We start from the raw sequence: 14,597 nt of genomic DNA, 5'->3' as shown, positions 1-14,597 counted from the left end.
CCAGCAGTCACCGGGTGAGCGGTACGGCGTCCGCCGGGTCGGAGTGCCGGCCGGTCACCACCGGCGCGTCGACCACGGCGGGGTGGCTGAGGTCATTCGGCCAGCGCCGCGGCCAGCACCTCGGCACGGGACGGGCCCGGCCAGGTCCACGCGGGGCCGCCGTTCAGGGTGAGCGCGCGTTCCACCAGGCCCGGGGCGGCGAAGGCGTTCTCCGGGGAGTCGAGCATGCAGGCGACCTCGGTCATCGCCCGCAGGACGTCCGGGTCGGCGAGCTTGACGCCGTCGAGGGCGTTGGTGAGGTGCCAGCCGGGGTCGTCGGTCTCGTAGGCCAGGCCGTCGATCGCGGCGTCGATCTCGGCGATCCGGTGCCGGTCCCACTCCCGCAGCCGGGCGTGGACGGGCGTGAGCGTGGCCCCGGTGACCTCGTCGAAGCGCAGCGCCAGCTCCACCGCGTCCGGCAGGCCGGTCTTGGCGACCGTGTCGGCGAGCGCGACGGCGTGGGTCAGGCCCATCGACAGACCGAGCCCGAACTGCGGGTCGGTGGCCGCCCAGGCGTCGCCGACGTGCACCAGCCCGGTCACCACCGGCAGCCCGTCCACCACCGTCCGGCGGATGCGGCTGTGCAGGCCCGCCATGGCCTGGGGCGCGGTGATCGGCTCGCCGTCGGTGCGGCCCTCCAGCTCGGGGAACAGCCGCGCCGCCCGCTCCCAGGCGGCCGGATCGCGCAGGGCCTTGAGTGCGTGGTCGCGGCTGGAGACCACCAGGACGACGGACCACGTCTCGTGGTCGGCCGGGATCACGATGGTGGACACGCCCTCGTGGTGGACGAGCGGCCACACCGGGTGGGCCGGAGCGCCGCCCGGGGCGCGGTAGGTGCGTGCGTAGTAGACGAAGCCGGCCTCGGCGCGTTCCTCGGCGGGCGGCGGCCCGCCGAGCCCGGCTGCCAGGGCGTGGACGGGGGAGTTGCGGCCGCCGGCGTCCACCACGAGGGCGGCGTGCAGCTCCTCACCCTGCCCGGTCACCACGCCGGTCACGTGCGGGCGTCCCTCGACCCGCGCCGGGCCGGTGAGCAGCCCGGTCACGGCGGCGCCCCGGCGTACGGTCACCCCCGGGGTGGCCGCGGCGGCCGCGGCGAAGGCCGCGTCCAGCACGGGGCGGCGCGCGGTGAGGGTGTCGTAGCGTTCGTCCCCGGGCCGGGCACCGTCCATGCCCGGCAACTCCCGTGCCGCCCCCGCTATGTTGAGCCGCAGCGGCCCCGCCTCCTCCAGTGCGTCGACGACCTGCGGCAGCCGGGTGCGCAGCAGCGCGGAACCGGCGGGCAGCAGGATGTGCGGCTGGCGGAACTGGGAGACACCGGGCCGGTGCCAGTGCGCCCACGCCCGCTCGGCGGCACCCTCTCCCGCACCGTCGCCGGCGTCCGCCCTCGTGCCGCCGGGCACGTCGCCGAGGCCGGCGCCGTCCCGCTCCAGCACGGTGACGCGCAGTCCCTGCCCGGCCAGCGACATCGCCGTCGCCAGCCCGGCCGGTCCCGCGCCGATCACGATCACGTCCTGTTCCGTCATCCCGAGCCTCCTCGTACGTCTGTCCGTCGGAGGCCACGGTGTCGCCGGCCGCTGCTCAGTCACCAGTCCGGTCGGTGCTCACTGTTGACCGTTCCTTGCTCACTCGCGGCTCACGCGGCCCACTCACGCGTGTCGAGGTGAACGCACCCTTCGCCCTCCGGTTCCGCGGGCCTACTGTGGCCGGGCACAGGTGCACAGGTGTTGTTCCCGCGGAAACCACCCCCCGATGTGCGAAGGACGCGTCCCCATGGCTCACGACGAATCCCCCGTCTCCGACGAGGAGCGCCTCGAACAGCTCGGTTACCGGCAGACGCTCGCGCGCTCGATGTCGAGCCGCGCGAACTTCGGCGTCAGCTTCACGATCATCTCGATCCTGTCCGGATGCATGACCCTGTACGGCTACGGCATGAACACCGGCGGCCCGGCGGTGATCATGTGGGGCTGGCTGTTCGTCGGCCTCATGACGCTGTTCGTGGGGCTGTCGATGGCCGAGGTCTGCTCCGCCTACCCGACCAGCGCCGGCCTGTACTTCTGGGCGCACCGCATGGCTCCCGCCCGCTCGGCGGCGGCCTGGGCCTGGTTCACCGGCTGGTTCAACACGCTGGGCCAGATCGCGGTCACCGCGGGCGTCGACTTCGGCGCCGCCACCTTCCTCAACGCCTGGCTCGACCTGCGCCTCGGCTTCGAGGCCACGCCCGGCCACACCATCACCCTGTTCGGGATCATCCTCGTGCTGCACGGGCTGCTGAACACCTTCGGCGTCCGCATCGTCGCCTTCCTCAACGAGGTGTCGATCTGGTGGCACATCCTCGGCGTGGCCGTCGTCTGCGGAGCCCTGGTCCTCGTCCCCGACCAGCACCGGTCGGCGGGCTTCGTCTTCGGCGAGTTCGTCAACAACACGGGTTTCTCGAGCAGCGTCTACGTGGTGCTCATCGGCCTGCTGATGGCGCAGTACACCTTCACCGGTTACGACGCCTCCGCCCACATGACCGAGGAGACGGTGGGCGCCTCCGTCGCCGGCCCGCGGGGCATCGTCCGTTCCATCCTGGTCTCCCTCGCCGCCGGCTTCGTGCTGCTCCTCGGCTTCACCTTCGCCATCCGGTCCTACGACGGGGCCCTCGCCTCGAGCACCGGGGTGCCCCCGGCACAGATCCTCATGGACGCGCTGGGGGAGACGGCGGGAACCTGGCTGCTGCTGGTCGTGATCGTCGCCCAGTTCTTCTGCGGCATGGCGTCCGTGACCGCCAACTCCCGCATGATCTACGCCTTCTCGAGGGACGGGGCGCTGCCGTTCTCCCGGGTGTGGCACCGGCTCGCCCCAAGGACCCGCACCCCGGCCAACGCGGTGTGGCTGGCCGCCGGAGGCGCGTTCGTGCTCGGTCTGCCGTACCTGTGGAACACCACCGCCTACGCGGCGGTCACCTCGATCGCCACCATCGGCCTGTACATCGCCTACGTCCTCCCCACCTACCTGCGGCTGCGGCAGGGGGAGCGGTTCGAGCGGGGGCCCTGGCACCTGGGCCGCTGGTCCGGCGCGGTGGGCACGGTCGCCGTGGCCTGGGTGCTGGTGATCACGGTGCTGTTCATGCTGCCGCAGAGCTCGCCGGTCACCGCGAGCACCTTCAACTACGCCCCCGTGGCGGTCGGCGTGGTCCTCGCCTTCTGCGGCGCCTGGTGGCTCGTCTCGGCCCGGCACTGGTTCCTGGAGTCCGCCCGCACCCGCGCGGCCGGGGCGGACGGTGATGGCGCCGGCCGTGCCGGGGCCGAGGGTCCGGAGGGCCCGCGGACGCGGGCGGGGGACCCGGGGGAGGGCGGCGACGCGACGACGCCGCCGCGCGAGGCGGTGTGAACCGCGCCCCGTCCCGAGGGCAAGGAGCCCTCCGCTCCCGTGGCGGGGGAACGGAGGGCTCGCCGGCCTCTCGCCGGACCGGGCTGCCGGTCAGTAGGTGGCCACGCCGTTGGAGTAGGACTTCATCCAGTGCAGCGCGAACCCGTTCGTGACGGGGTCGCCCGCCTTGTTGACGGTGTGCAGGATGCCGCCGCCGCCCGGGCCGTTGAGGCAGGCCGTCACCAGCGAGGTCAGGACGACGCCCGGGGTGTCGGGGACCTCGAAGGCTCGGTCGGTGTAGATGTCGGCCTCGAGGTTGAAGAAGGCGTAGCTGCCCAGGCCCCAGGCCTTGTGGTCCCTGACGTCGTCGGCGACCTTGTACGCGGCGTAGCCGTTGGTGGAGCCGCGTCGCCAGGCCGACTGGGTCGGGACGTCGTACGGGTGCTCGTTCTGGAAGAAGTAGGTGCGGCCCTTCTCGCCCTTCCAGACGACCTCGTGGTCCTGGTAGTGCTCGACGAAGAGGCCGTAGGCGGTGACCCGGTCGCCGTTGACGAGGACGCCGACGCCGGCCGGGTTGACCGACCAGCCGACCGTGCCGTCGAGGCCGTGGTCGCCGCGCCAGGCCCAGATGTGGTCGGTGATGACGTCGTTGCTGTCGATCAGGATCGACACCCCGGCGCCGCCGGGGACGGAACCGCCGATGCGCACGAAGACGTCGGAGAGCACGGTGGGCCGGTGCGCGTGGTTCTTCCGGCTGCGGCCGTCGCCGACCCGCAGCAGCACCGGGGAGTGGGCGGAGGCCGCCTCCAGCATCAGGCCGGCCACGGTGACGTCGCCGACGTCGGCGACCTCGACGAGCGAGTTGCCGTTGACGGCCTGGAGGGTGGCCAGCCCGAGGCCGAGGACCACGGTGCCCGGGCGGGTGACCCGCAGCGGCTTCGACAGCCGGTAGACACCGGGCGTGAGCAGCAGGTGCTTGCCGGAGGCGAGCGCCGCGTTGATCCGGGTGACGGAGTCGCCCGGCCGTGCCACGTGGAACCTGGTCAGGGGGATGTGGTGACCGGCGGCGGGCCCGTTCTCCCAGCTGGTGCCCGCGGCGTCGCGCCGCAGCGCGGGCACGAACACCCGGTAGGCGCCCCTGCGGTCGACGGTCAGGAACGGCTTCTCCCGGATCACCGGGGTACGGTCCAAGGTGGTGATGGGCGGGGCCGGGTAGCTGGTCTCCGGCGCGCCCCGGACGCCGAGGAAGACCATGTTCCACTGGGCGTCCTTCCAGCGGCCGACGGTGTCGTTGCGGGACAGCCACTGCTGCTGCGAGCCGGCGTTGATGGTGCCGGTCACCAGGCTGTCGGCCAGGAAGCCGCCGCTGGACCATCCGTTGCCGGGCGGGCTCGGCATCAGGATCATGTCGCCCTTGACGTGGCACCGGCGCATCGGCGCCGCCTGGGAGACGGCCCAGCGGTCGAGGCCGTCCGGCGGCACGATGGTCACGTTCTCGCAGGCCCGCCAGAAGTTCTGCGTGGCGTTGCCCTCGAACCACTGGGCGTCGGCGGTCACATGGCCCTTGATCACGACGTCGTCGGGGCTGTCGCCGAGGCCGAGGACGTGCGTGTAGAAGCCGACGTTGATCTCGAGTTCGTAGGTGCCGGGCCGGAACGCCAGGGCGAACCGCTCGGTGCCGAACTGGTTGGCCTCCTGGATCCTGAAGACGGCGTCGATCCGCTCCTGGATGGCGGCGTCGCCCATGGAGGGGTCGAAGACGAGGACGTTCGGCCCCAGCTGGGCTGCCCCGTGACCCGCGGCGCCCCGGCCGCCCGGGTCGGAGGCCGGCGACGCGAAGGCCGATCCTGCGGCTGCGCCGCCCAACGGCACCGCGGCGGCGGCGGCCGCCACCCCGCGGAGCATGGCACGACGAGAGGGAATCACGGACACGGCTCTCCCTGCATGTGGTGGGGCAAGTCGGATCGCGGTTGGTCCTCAACCGCATTTCTGAGAGCGCTCTCAGCCCCGGAGTGAATCACTGCCCCGCCCGTAGCGTCAATGACTTGGCCGGGGTCAACGGGCGTCACTGTGCGCGGAGTTGCCCGGTGATCCGTCGGCTGACCCGGGATGCCGCGGAGCTGCGCCGCGGGCGTGACCCCGGCGTAGAACGGCGGTGGTTGCCCGCGCCGCGCGGTACGGCGGGCCTCCACGGGCCCACGACCGTTCCGCGAAGGACCGTCACCCGTCACGGCCGGCCGGTGACCCGCCGGTGCCGCTCTCACAGGCCGAGGGCGCCCCCCAGCGCCGCACCAGCCGCGTTGTCGGGGAGCGCGTTCGCGCTCTGCACCGTCTCGTCGACCCGCCGGATCAGACGCCCGAACGTGGCGCCCAGGCGCAGCCGGGTCCTCGCGGTCCAGGCCCGGGCTTCCGCGGGTCCTGGAACCCGTGCACGACCACCCAGTGACCGTCGTCCTCGACCACGGCCGCGCACAGCACGCGACCGTCCACCGAGACGGCGACGAACTCCGGCGCCCCGAACACCTTCCCGACACGTGACGGCAGGTCCTCGCCGCCCCGGTCCCGCACCCGCACCCAGCCGACCGCGCTGCCGCCGGAGCCCGGCGGCAGGATCAGGAACTCCCCGTCCGCCGCGTACAGCCGCGCCCGCGCGGCCTGCTGGTGCCACTGCCGGTCCAGCTGCCCGAGCGCGCGGGGGCCGGAGCCCGGAACCCTGACAGCCGGCTCGACCTCGACCCCGTTGACCGCGTGGAGCGCGGCCTCCACGGGCGGCCCGTCCTGCGGCGGACCCGCCACGACTTCGAGGCCGCAGCGGCCCAGCCTCTCCAGCCGGTGGCCCACGGCCGACTCCGGTCCCGGCAGCAGGTGCCCGTCCCTGAGCACCTCCCTGACATCCTCGAGCGCCTCCAGGGCCCACCGCCTGCGCTCCCCTTCGCCGCGCGCCGCGGCCCGCACGAGGAACCGGGCCACGGCGGTCGAGGAGCCGGCCAGCTGGGGGACCAGGAAGCAGACCTCGCGGAAGAAGTCGGCGGCCGCCGCGTCGGCCTGCCTCAGCACCCGGGGAAGGACACCCAGGACCTCCGCACGGCAGTACTCCGCCACGTCGACGTCGCCCTCCGCCGAGGTGGCCCGGACGCCGGGGTTCCGGGCGCTGAGGACGGCCTCCAGCAGGCTCACCGCCTCGGGCGTCAGCGGGGCCCCGGACCGGGCGTGCGAGGCGACGGCGTCGACGCAGGCGGCGGCCGCGCCGTACAGGTGGCCCTGGTTGGCGACCTCGCAGTACAGGAGCCCGTGCACGCGGCCCCGGTCCTCCCGGCCGCCCCACAACAGGACGGCGAGGTACCCCTCCAGCCGCTGGGGCGGGAGGCTCAGGGTGGTGAGCGTCTCCCACCGCCAGTCCCGCGAGAAGCTCACCCCGGGTTCCACCTCGACGTCACCCCCGTCCGCCCGTCGTGCCCGCACCCGAAGCCCTCGTGATGTGCCGCCACGCCTCGGCCACGCCCGCCCGGAGCGCGGCGTCGTCGAGTTCGCCGGGTTCCACCGGACCGGGCGCGTCGGCGTAGTCCTCCAGCAGCATGAAGACCCGGTCCAGCAGTCCGGTCAGCGGCTCCACGGTGCGCTCCCCGTCACGCCGGGCGGCGCGGTGCGCCTCCCGCCAGCCGGCCGCGAACTCCGCGGCAGGGCACCCGCCTCGGGCGAACCCGCGGATCAGCGTAAGCATCCGCGCCACCGCACTCGCGGGATCGACGTCCTGCGGCCCGGCCCATGCCCGGTGCCGGGGCGGATGGGCGGCCGCCACCTCCGACAGGCGGGGCCACCGGTCCGAGAGGGCGCGGGCGTAGCGGGCGAAGCGCGCACGGGCCGCGTCCGTCCCCTCGGCGACGGCCGCCGCCATGAAGGGCGCGGTGCCGGCCACGAACGCGTGCCCCGGCCCCGGGAAGAGCAGCGCGCCCTCACGACCGGGCGTGAGGACCAGGCAGGGCGGGGTCAGCCCCGCGGCACCGCCGACGTCCAGCGGGAAGGCAGCCCCCGTGGCCGGGTCGACCCGCACGAGGTGCGACGCCCCCACCGCACGGCAGCCCGCCGCGAGGCGGCGCGCCGAGGGAGCGTCGACCGCGCTCCCCATCGGCACGGGGGCCAGCTGCCTGTCCCGCAGCCATGACGGAGCCAGGGCGCCGTCCGCACCCAGCACCGCCGTCGGGTCGCCCGCACCCGCGGACGGTCGTTCGGTCATCGCGGCCGATCACCCTGCCTCTTTCGCCCGTGCGCCAACCGGTCGGCGGCCTCCTCCACGGCCCGCTCCCGCACCTGGCCGCCGCACTCGGAACCGGGGACGCGTCCCGTCCCGGGACGGTTCACCGGGCGGCGACGAGGCCCGTCTCCCAGGCCCAGGCAGCGATCTCCACCCGGTTGCGGGCGGGCAGCTTGGCCTGGACGTTGCCGAGGTGGGTCTTCACCGTGCCGACGGAGATGGACAGCTCCGCCGCGATCTCCGCGTTGGTGCGGCCCCGGGCGACCAGCCGCACCAGGTCCAGCTCGCGGGCCGACAGGGCCACGGCGGGTTCCCGGCGCGCCCCGGCCGACGGGCTCAGGCGGCGCAGCAGCCGCATGGTGATGGAGGGGCCGACCAGCGCCTCGCCCGAGGCGGCCGCCCGGATCGCCTCGACCAGCAGGGCGGGACCGGAGTCCTTCAGCAGGAACCCGCAGGCGCCCTGCGACAGGGCGCGGTGCACGTACTCGTCGTCGTCGAAGGTGGTGACCACCACGACCTTCGGCGGGTCGACGACCCCCGGGCGGGTCAGGCGGCGCATCGCCTCGAGACCGTCGAGCCGGGGCATGCGGATGTCCATCAGTACGACGTCGGGCCGGTGGAGCCGGGCCAGTTCCACGGCCTGCACACCGTCTCCCGCCTCGGCGACGACCTCGATGCCGTCCTCGGCGGCGAGGATCATCGCGAACCCGGTACGGACCATGACCTGGTCGTCCGCGACCAGCACTCGGATGGTCACGCGGCCACCTCCGAGGAGGGCGCGGCGGAGGAGGCGGCGGAGGAGGCGGCGGGGGCCACGGCACAGGCGCCGGGGGTCACCGGCAGGACGGCCTCGACGCTCCAGCCGCCGCCCGCATCCGGCCCCGCCCGGAAACGGCCGCCGACCAGTCCGGCCCGCTCGGCCAGTCCGCGCAGGCCGAAGCCGCCGCCGGACGGCTGTGGCGTCCGTCCGTCGTCGACGACCCGAACCGTGACGCGGTCGTCCGAGCGGACCGCGTGGACCCGGACCTCGGCGCAGTCGCGGGCGTGCCTGCGGACGTTGGTCAGCGCCTCCATGACGACGCGGTGCACGGTAGTGCCCACCTCCACGGGCAGGTCGTCGAAGGCGCCCTCCAGGACAAGGCCCGCCCGGGCGCCCCCTTCCGCGGAGAACCGCTCGACGAGCGACCGCAGTTCGGCGGCGCCCGCCGACGGAGCCGTCGGGAGCTCTCCCTCACCGCGCAGCATGCCGACCATCTTGCGCATGGAGACCAGCGCCTCCGACCCGGCCCGCTCGATCCGCTCCAGCGCAGGCGGCACCAGCTCCGGCCGCCGCCCGGCGATCGCCAGCGCGCCCTGGGCCTGCACCACGATGCCGGTGACGTGGTGGGCGACGAAGTCGTGCAGGTCCCGTGCGAACTCGGCGCGCTGCTCCAGCCGGATGGCCGCCGCCCGGTGCCGCCGGTCCGCCAGGACCAGCCTCCGGGCGACCCCCGCCCCGAGCGCCGCGGTGGTCGCCAGCGCGAGGAACAGTGCCATGAACACGCCGGTGTCGCTCACCCCCGCCGCCAGCGGCCGCAGCACGATCGCCGGCTGCAGGACCAGGACGCACACCAGGGCCCCGTGACGGTGGCCGCGCAGGGCGACCAGGAGCAACAGCGTCAGCAGGGCGGCGGGTTCGGTGAAACCGAAGGCGTCGGCCGAGGCCGTCGACCCCGTCAGGCTCCGCGCGGCCGGCGTGAGGAACAGCGACAGGCCCAGCGACGCCGCCCCCGCGAGACCCGCCGCCGACGGCAGGGCCCGGGGGCCGAGCCGGGGCGACGCGGCGACGAGCGCCACGGCCGCGGCGGCGACGAGCAGCTTGACGGCCGCCACGCCTTCCGTGCCGATCAGGCCGGTCCGGTGGTCCAGCAGGAGCAGCCCGCCCAGGGCCACCACCAGCAGAGGCCTGAACACTCGGCCGAAAGTCGTAGCGAGGCGCCGGGGATCTGCCTTTCGCCCGATCCCCCCGGCCGGGTCGCCCGGAAGAGTGGTGCGCGCCGGCGGAGTACTGGAACTGAACACAACGAGGAGCATGTCATGGGCGGCTTCACCATCCGTATCGAGTCCTGGGAGGTCGTGGCGCCCCTCCTGCTCGGGTTCCTGCTGCTGCTCGCCCGGCGGGCCGCGCGCGGGGTTCCGGGCTGGTCGGGACGGGCCGCGCTCGTCCGCCTGCTCGCTGCCGTCTGGGCGGCGGGCCTCGCCCACTTCACCTACTTCCCCGTGGTGGTGGACCGCGCCCAGAACCTGACCCCCTGGTACCACCAGATCCAGCCGGTCCCCGGTCTCGGCTTCCTGTCCGCGGACCCGAGCGTCGCGCTGAACGTGCTGCTCTTCGTGCCGCTGGGCGTCCTCCTCCCGCTGGTGACGCGCGGAAGGCTCTCGGCGGCGGGCACGGCGCTGCGCTGCCTCGCGCTCAGCGCCGCGATCGAGGTGAGCCAGCTGCTGATGTACGCGCTCTTCGGCAACGGCCGGGCGGCGGACGCGGACGACCTGCTCGCCAACACGGTGGGAGGCCTGCTGGGCTTCCTGCTCCTGCGCCTGGCGCTGCGGTCCTCCGCGTCGTCCCGCCTGGTGCGGTCCTTCGCACTGCCCGGAACGCCGCACGCGCAGCCGGAGACCGGCCGCACGGTTCCTCCCGCGCCCCAGCCCGGTCCCGCGGCGCGGGGGCGCGCCTGACGGGCCCCGGGCCGCACGGTCGCCGACGCGGCCCGGATCTCGTCGAGTTCGGTGGCCTCCACCGGGCCCTTCGCCTTCCGCAGGGCGTGGGCCTCGAGCGGTTCCCGAGCGCCTCGCGCGGGGCCGCCGGCCAAGAAGTGCTCCTCCGCGCCCTGTCGCGGAGGATCGCCTCCCGCTTAGCCTGTGCATGACATTCGACACCGGACACAGGGGCACACCATGCGAACGAAGGCGTACACGATCCTCGGCACGCTCGTCCTGACCGCGGGGCTGGCCTCGGCGCCGGGGACGGCCGTCGCGCAGGGCACGTCGGCCACGGCGGTCACCAAGATCAGCCACTCGACCGCGACGACGATGTTCCGCAACGCCGGCATCGGCTGGACCTCCAGCGGCGGCTGCTCCGACCGCAACGTCTCCACGTGTACCTCGTTCGAGCAGCTCAACCTGGCCACCGCGCAGGGCGCCGTCACCCTGCGGAACGCGTCCGGCTGCGCCATGACCATCACCGGCGGCACCGAGACCGGCCACGCGAGCGGGACGTACAGCCACTGGAACGGCTACAAGCTCGACTACAGCCTGACCACCTGCCTGGGCAACTACATCACCGGCAACTTCTCGCGCATCGCCAACCGCAGCGACGGCGCCGCCCAGTACAAGTCGGCGTCCGGCAACATCTACGCCCTGGAGGGCAACCACTGGGACGTGACGTACTACAACTGCGGCGGCTGCTGACCCGCCCGGCCGGACGGCGCGGCGTCGCCGCCGGGGCGGTGCAGCGCCTCGGCGGCGGCCGCCAGGACGGCCTCCGTCACCCGGGCGAGGGCCGGGACGTCCAGTTTCCACTGCTGCCAGTGGAGCGGGACGTCCACCCGGCGGTCCGGCGCCAGGTCCACGAGGCGGCCGGCGCGCAGCAGCGGGCTCGCCTGCGGCTCCGGCACCAGGCCCCAGCCGAGGCCCGCGGACACCGCGTCGCGGAACCCCTCCGAGGTGGGCACGTAGTGCCTCATGGGCCCCGCACCCGAGTCGCCGCCGGTGAGGGAGCGCACGAACCGGTCCTGCAGCTCGTCCCGCCGGTCGAACACGATCACCGGCGCCTGGGGCAACAGGTCCGCCAGGGGGCCGCCCGACAGGTGGCGCCCGGCGAACTCCGGGCTCGCCACCGGCAGGTACCGGGCCAGGCCCAGCGGACGGGCCGTGCAGCCCGCGACCGGCTCCGCCGAGGACGTCACCGCCGCCATCACCCGCCCGTCACGCAGCAGGGCCGGGGTGTGTCCCTCGTCCTCGCGGCGCAGCTCGAAGGAGACCGGCGGATCCTGCGGCACCCGGTTCAGCGCGGGAAGGAACCAGGTGGCCAGCGAGTCCGCGTTCACCGCGATGGGGACCCGGGCCGGCGTCCCGCTCCCCTCGAGACCCAGTTCCGCGCCGGCGTCCTGTGCCAGGGCGGCCAGCTGGCGGGCGAACCGCACCACCACCTGCCCGGACTCGGTCGCCCGCACCGGCTTGGTGCGGGTCAGCAGCACCCGCCCGGTGCGCTGCTCGAGCGTCTTGATCCGCTGGCTCACCGCGGACGGGGTGACGTGCAGGGCGGCCGCGGCGGCGTCGAAGGTGCCCTCGTCGACGACGGCGAGCAGCGTGCGCACCTGGTCGTGCGGGAGATCGGTCATCACGCCGGCTAATGTTAGTTAAGAAAGTTCAGCTGTACTGATGACGCCGCACGGCATAGCGTCGGGCCACGTGAACAACGGTTTTCTTCCGGCGGCTCTCGCCGGGTTCGGTACAGGTCTCTCCCTCATCGTCGCCATCGGCGCCCAGAACGCCTTCGTCCTCCGGCAGGGGGCGCGGCGGCAGGCCGTCCTCGCCGTCGTCGGCATCTGCGTCCTCTCCGACGCGGTGCTCATCGCGCTCGGCGTGGCCGGACTGGGCGCCGTGGTCACCGCGTGGCCCGCCGCGCTGACCGCCGTCAGCCTCGCGGGCGGCGTCTTCCTGCTCTGCTACGGAGCGCTGGCCGCCCGCCGCGCCCTGCGGCCGGCGGGGGAGGCGCTGAGCATCCAGGGGACCTCGACCGGCTCGGTGCGCACCGCCGTCCTCACCTGCCTGGCCCTGACCTGGCTCAACCCGCACGTCTACCTGGACACGGTGCTGCTGCTCGGCTCCGTCGCCTCCGACCAGGGATCGCTGCGCTGGGTCTTCGGCGCCGGCGCGATGCTGGCCAGCCTGGTGTGGTTCGCCGGGCTCGGTTACGGCGGGCGGCTGCTCGGCGGGGTCCTCTCCCGCCCCCGGGCCTGGCGGCTCCTCGACGCCCTGGTGGCGGTCACCATGCTGGCGATCGGAGGCGCGCTGCTCGCCCGCGCGCTGTGACGCCCGCGCTGCAACGCCCGCGCGCCGCGGCGCCCGCGCCGGCCGGGTGGTCGGCGCGGGCGGATCCGGGGCGCGCGCTTGGTGAAGCGGACACCTGGGCGCAGGATGGGTGATATGGGCGTCATGCAGAGAAACAGGGTGAATGTCGTCGGCGCCCCCGACGGCAGGGTCGTCATGCTGGCCCACGGCTTCGGCTGTGACCAGAACATGTGGCGGCTGGTGGTCCCCCGTCTCGCGCCCCGGTACCGGCTGGTGCTGTTCGACTACGTCGGCGCGGGCGGTTCCGACCTGTCCGCCTGGAGCGAGGAGCGGTACTCCTCGCTCGAGGGGTACGCCCGTGACGTGGTGGAGATCTGCGAGGAGCTCGACCTGCGGGACGTGGCCTTCGTCGGCCACTCCGTCAGCTCGATGGTCGGCGTCCTGGCGGCCCGGGCGGCCCCGCGGCGGATCAGCTCGCTGGTGCTGATCACTCCCTCGCCCTGCTACATCGACAAGGGGGAGTACCGGGGCGGTTTCAGCGCGGAGGACATCGACGAACTGCTGCAGTCCCTGGACTCCAACTACCTCGGCTGGTCGTCCGCCATGGCGCCCGTGATCATGGGCAACCCGGACCGGCCCGAACTGGGCGAGGAGCTCACCGCGAGCTTCTGCGCCACCGACCCGACCATGGCGCGCGTCTTCGCGCAGACCACCTTCCTCTCCGACAACCGCGACGACCTCGCCGAGGTGGACCTCCCCACCCTGGTGGTGGACTGCGCCAACGACGCGATCGCCCCACCGCAGGTCGGCGCCTTCGTGCACGCCAGCATCGCCGGGTCGCGACAGGTCACCCTGGACGCCAGCGGCCACTGCCCGCAGCTCAGCGTCCCCGACGCCACCGCCGACGCCATCCTCGACTTCCTGGACCACGAGCGGTGAACCCGGGGAGCGAGGACGACGCCGCATCCGGTCCTCCCGGGACGGAACCGGCCGCGGGAGAGGCACCCGCGGGAGAAGCACACGGGGGAGAACCACCCGCGGACGACGCGGAGGACTTCTACGACTCGGCGCCCTGCGGATACCTCTCCACGCTGATGGACGGCACCATCGTCCGGGTCAACGCCACCCTGCTGCGGTGGGTGGGCGTGGAGCGGGAGGCGGCGCTGGGCAGGCGGTTCACCGAGTTCCTCACCATCGGCGGGCGCATCTACCACGAGACCCACTTCGCCCCGCTGCTGCGCCTGCACGGCAAGATCAGCGGCATCGCGCTGGAGCTGAAGGCCGCCGACGGCTCGCGGGTGCCCGTCCTGGTGACCTCCGTCATCAAGTACGACGCCGAGGGCGTGCCCATGCTGGTGCGCACCACCGTCTTCGAGGCGTCCGACCGGCGGGCCTACGAGGAGGAACTGCTCCGCCAGCGCAAGGCCGCGGAGGCGGCACGGGGACGGGCACAGGTGGCCCAGGAGACCGCCGAGCAGGCCCGTCGGGTCGCGGAGCAGGCGCAGTGGGAGGCCGAGCAGGCGCAGCGGGAGGCCGAGGCCGCCCGCCGGCAGGCGGACACCGACCGGGCGAGACTCGACGAGGCCTTCCGGGTGCTCCAGGAGGCGCTCCTCCCGCCCGAGCTGCCCCAGGTCCCCGGGCTGGAGCTGGCCTGCCACTACCGCGCCGAGTCGCCGGAGCGCATCGGCGGTGACTTCTACGACGTGCTCGAACTCGGCGACGGCCGGTGGGCCTTCTTCCTCGGTGACGTCAGCGGCAGCGGACCCGAGGCCGCGGCGGTCACCTCGCTGACCCGGTACACCCTGCGGGCGGCGCTCCTCCACGACGGTGACCTGCTGGACGTCCTGACGTCGCTGAACGTGGCACTGCGCGAGCGGAACGCGGGCGGCGACGGGAGCCTGCG

13 protein-coding genes are annotated in these 14,597 nt (G+C 74.0%); 6 read left to right on the top strand and 7 right to left on the bottom strand.

Annotation, left to right across the window (positions count from 1 at the left end; genetic code table 11):
* Positions 1-92: 92 nt before the first annotated feature.
* Positions 93-1,562 (bottom strand): NAD(P)/FAD-dependent oxidoreductase, encoded by a 1,470-nt coding sequence (locus tag Sfr03f_RS29295; RefSeq protein ID WP_108957248.1) that lies wholly within the window; start codon positions 1,560-1,562, stop codon positions 93-95.
* A gap of 247 nt (positions 1,563-1,809) precedes the next feature.
* Here Sfr03f_RS29295 and Sfr03f_RS29290 point away from each other — a divergent pair, with 247 nt between their 5' ends.
* Complete coding sequence (locus tag Sfr03f_RS29290; protein ID WP_108957247.1) at positions 1,810-3,411, top strand: amino acid permease; 1,602 nt, start codon at positions 1,810-1,812, stop codon at positions 3,409-3,411.
* A 90-nt stretch (positions 3,412-3,501) separates the two neighbouring features.
* Here Sfr03f_RS29290 and Sfr03f_RS29285 read toward each other — a convergent pair whose 3' ends face one another.
* The 5 genes from Sfr03f_RS29285 to Sfr03f_RS29265 form a co-directional block, all read right to left on the bottom strand.
* Positions 3,502-5,295: a pectate lyase-like domain-containing protein gene (locus tag Sfr03f_RS29285; protein ID WP_108957246.1), complete on the bottom strand. Its 1,794-nt coding sequence runs from the start codon at positions 5,293-5,295 to the stop codon at positions 3,502-3,504.
* A gap of 444 nt (positions 5,296-5,739) precedes the next feature.
* The gene (locus Sfr03f_RS30850) at positions 5,740-6,804 is read right to left on the bottom strand and encodes a hypothetical protein (protein ID WP_174721676.1); all 1,065 of its coding nucleotides are present in this window, start codon (positions 6,802-6,804) and stop codon (positions 5,740-5,742) included.
* Positions 6,805-6,823: 19 nt separating this feature from the next.
* The gene (locus Sfr03f_RS29275) at positions 6,824-7,624 is read right to left on the bottom strand and encodes a hypothetical protein (protein WP_108957245.1); all 801 of its coding nucleotides are present in this window, start codon (positions 7,622-7,624) and stop codon (positions 6,824-6,826) included.
* Between the two features lie 121 nt (positions 7,625-7,745).
* A complete protein-coding gene (locus tag Sfr03f_RS29270) occupies positions 7,746-8,399 on the bottom strand; it encodes a response regulator (RefSeq protein ID WP_108957244.1) in 654 nt (217 codons plus the stop codon).
* The gene (locus Sfr03f_RS29265) at positions 8,396-9,595 is read right to left on the bottom strand and encodes a sensor histidine kinase (protein WP_245967832.1); all 1,200 of its coding nucleotides are present in this window, start codon (positions 9,593-9,595) and stop codon (positions 8,396-8,398) included. Before Sfr03f_RS29265 ends, Sfr03f_RS29270 begins: the two co-directional genes overlap by 4 nt.
* A 123-nt stretch (positions 9,596-9,718) precedes the next feature.
* Here Sfr03f_RS29265 and Sfr03f_RS29260 point away from each other — a divergent pair, with 123 nt between their 5' ends.
* Positions 9,719-10,357, top strand: coding sequence for a VanZ family protein (locus Sfr03f_RS29260; protein ID WP_108957242.1), 639 nt, complete (start codon positions 9,719-9,721; stop codon positions 10,355-10,357).
* Between the two features lie 219 nt (positions 10,358-10,576).
* Positions 10,577-11,089: a hypothetical protein gene (locus tag Sfr03f_RS29255; protein WP_108957241.1), complete on the top strand. Its 513-nt coding sequence runs from the start codon at positions 10,577-10,579 to the stop codon at positions 11,087-11,089.
* Here Sfr03f_RS29255 and Sfr03f_RS29250 read toward each other — a convergent pair.
* Positions 11,068-12,021, bottom strand: a complete 954-nt coding sequence (locus Sfr03f_RS29250) for a LysR family transcriptional regulator ArgP (RefSeq protein WP_108957240.1) — start codon at positions 12,019-12,021, stop codon at positions 11,068-11,070. The two genes, Sfr03f_RS29255 and Sfr03f_RS29250, sit on opposite strands and share 22 nt — an antisense overlap.
* Positions 12,022-12,061: 40 nt before the next feature.
* On the opposite strand from Sfr03f_RS29250, the gene Sfr03f_RS29245 reads away from it, so the two are divergent.
* From Sfr03f_RS29245 to Sfr03f_RS29235, 3 genes are all read left to right on the top strand, one after another.
* The gene (locus Sfr03f_RS29245) at positions 12,062-12,715 is read left to right on the top strand and encodes a LysE/ArgO family amino acid transporter (protein ID WP_290429674.1); all 654 of its coding nucleotides are present in this window, start codon (positions 12,062-12,064) and stop codon (positions 12,713-12,715) included.
* Between the two features lie 114 nt (positions 12,716-12,829).
* Complete coding sequence (locus Sfr03f_RS29240) at positions 12,830-13,633, top strand: alpha/beta fold hydrolase (protein WP_108957238.1); 804 nt, start codon at positions 12,830-12,832, stop codon at positions 13,631-13,633.
* Positions 13,630-14,597 (top strand): PP2C family protein-serine/threonine phosphatase (locus Sfr03f_RS29235; RefSeq protein ID WP_159105757.1); only part of this gene is annotated, 968 nt, incomplete at its 3' end. The genes Sfr03f_RS29240 and Sfr03f_RS29235, both read left to right, overlap by 4 nt.

It is taken from the genome of Streptomyces fragilis (genome assembly GCF_003112515.1).
Classification (GTDB): Bacteria; Actinomycetota; Actinomycetes; order Streptomycetales; family Streptomycetaceae; genus Streptomyces; species Streptomyces fragilis.
The sequence above is the reverse complement of the archived record's forward strand: the minus strand, read 5'-3'. Positions and strand labels throughout refer to the sequence as shown.

Excerpts from the sequence above, each read along its gene's own strand:
- Sfr03f_RS29295 (WP_108957248.1), bottom strand. The coding sequence starts at position 1,562 with ATGACGGAACAGGACGTGATCGTGATCGGCGCGGGACCGGCCGGGCTG.
- Sfr03f_RS29290 (WP_108957247.1), top strand. The coding sequence starts at position 1,810 with ATGGCTCACGACGAATCCCCCGTCTCCGACGAGGAGCGCCTCGAACAG.
- Sfr03f_RS29285 (WP_108957246.1), bottom strand. The coding sequence starts at position 5,295 with ATGCTCCGCGGGGTGGCGGCCGCCGCCGCCGCGGTGCCGTTGGGCGGC.
- Sfr03f_RS29275 (WP_108957245.1), bottom strand. The coding sequence starts at position 7,624 with ATGACCGAACGACCGTCCGCGGGTGCGGGCGACCCGACGGCGGTGCTG.
- Sfr03f_RS29260 (WP_108957242.1), top strand. The coding sequence starts at position 9,719 with ATGGGCGGCTTCACCATCCGTATCGAGTCCTGGGAGGTCGTGGCGCCC.
- Sfr03f_RS29255 (WP_108957241.1), top strand. The coding sequence starts at position 10,577 with ATGCGAACGAAGGCGTACACGATCCTCGGCACGCTCGTCCTGACCGCG.
- Sfr03f_RS29250 (WP_108957240.1), bottom strand. The coding sequence starts at position 12,021 with ATGACCGATCTCCCGCACGACCAGGTGCGCACGCTGCTCGCCGTCGTC.
- Sfr03f_RS29245 (WP_290429674.1), top strand. The coding sequence starts at position 12,062 with ATGACGCCGCACGGCATAGCGTCGGGCCACGTGAACAACGGTTTTCTT.
- Sfr03f_RS29240 (WP_108957238.1), top strand. The coding sequence starts at position 12,830 with ATGGGCGTCATGCAGAGAAACAGGGTGAATGTCGTCGGCGCCCCCGAC.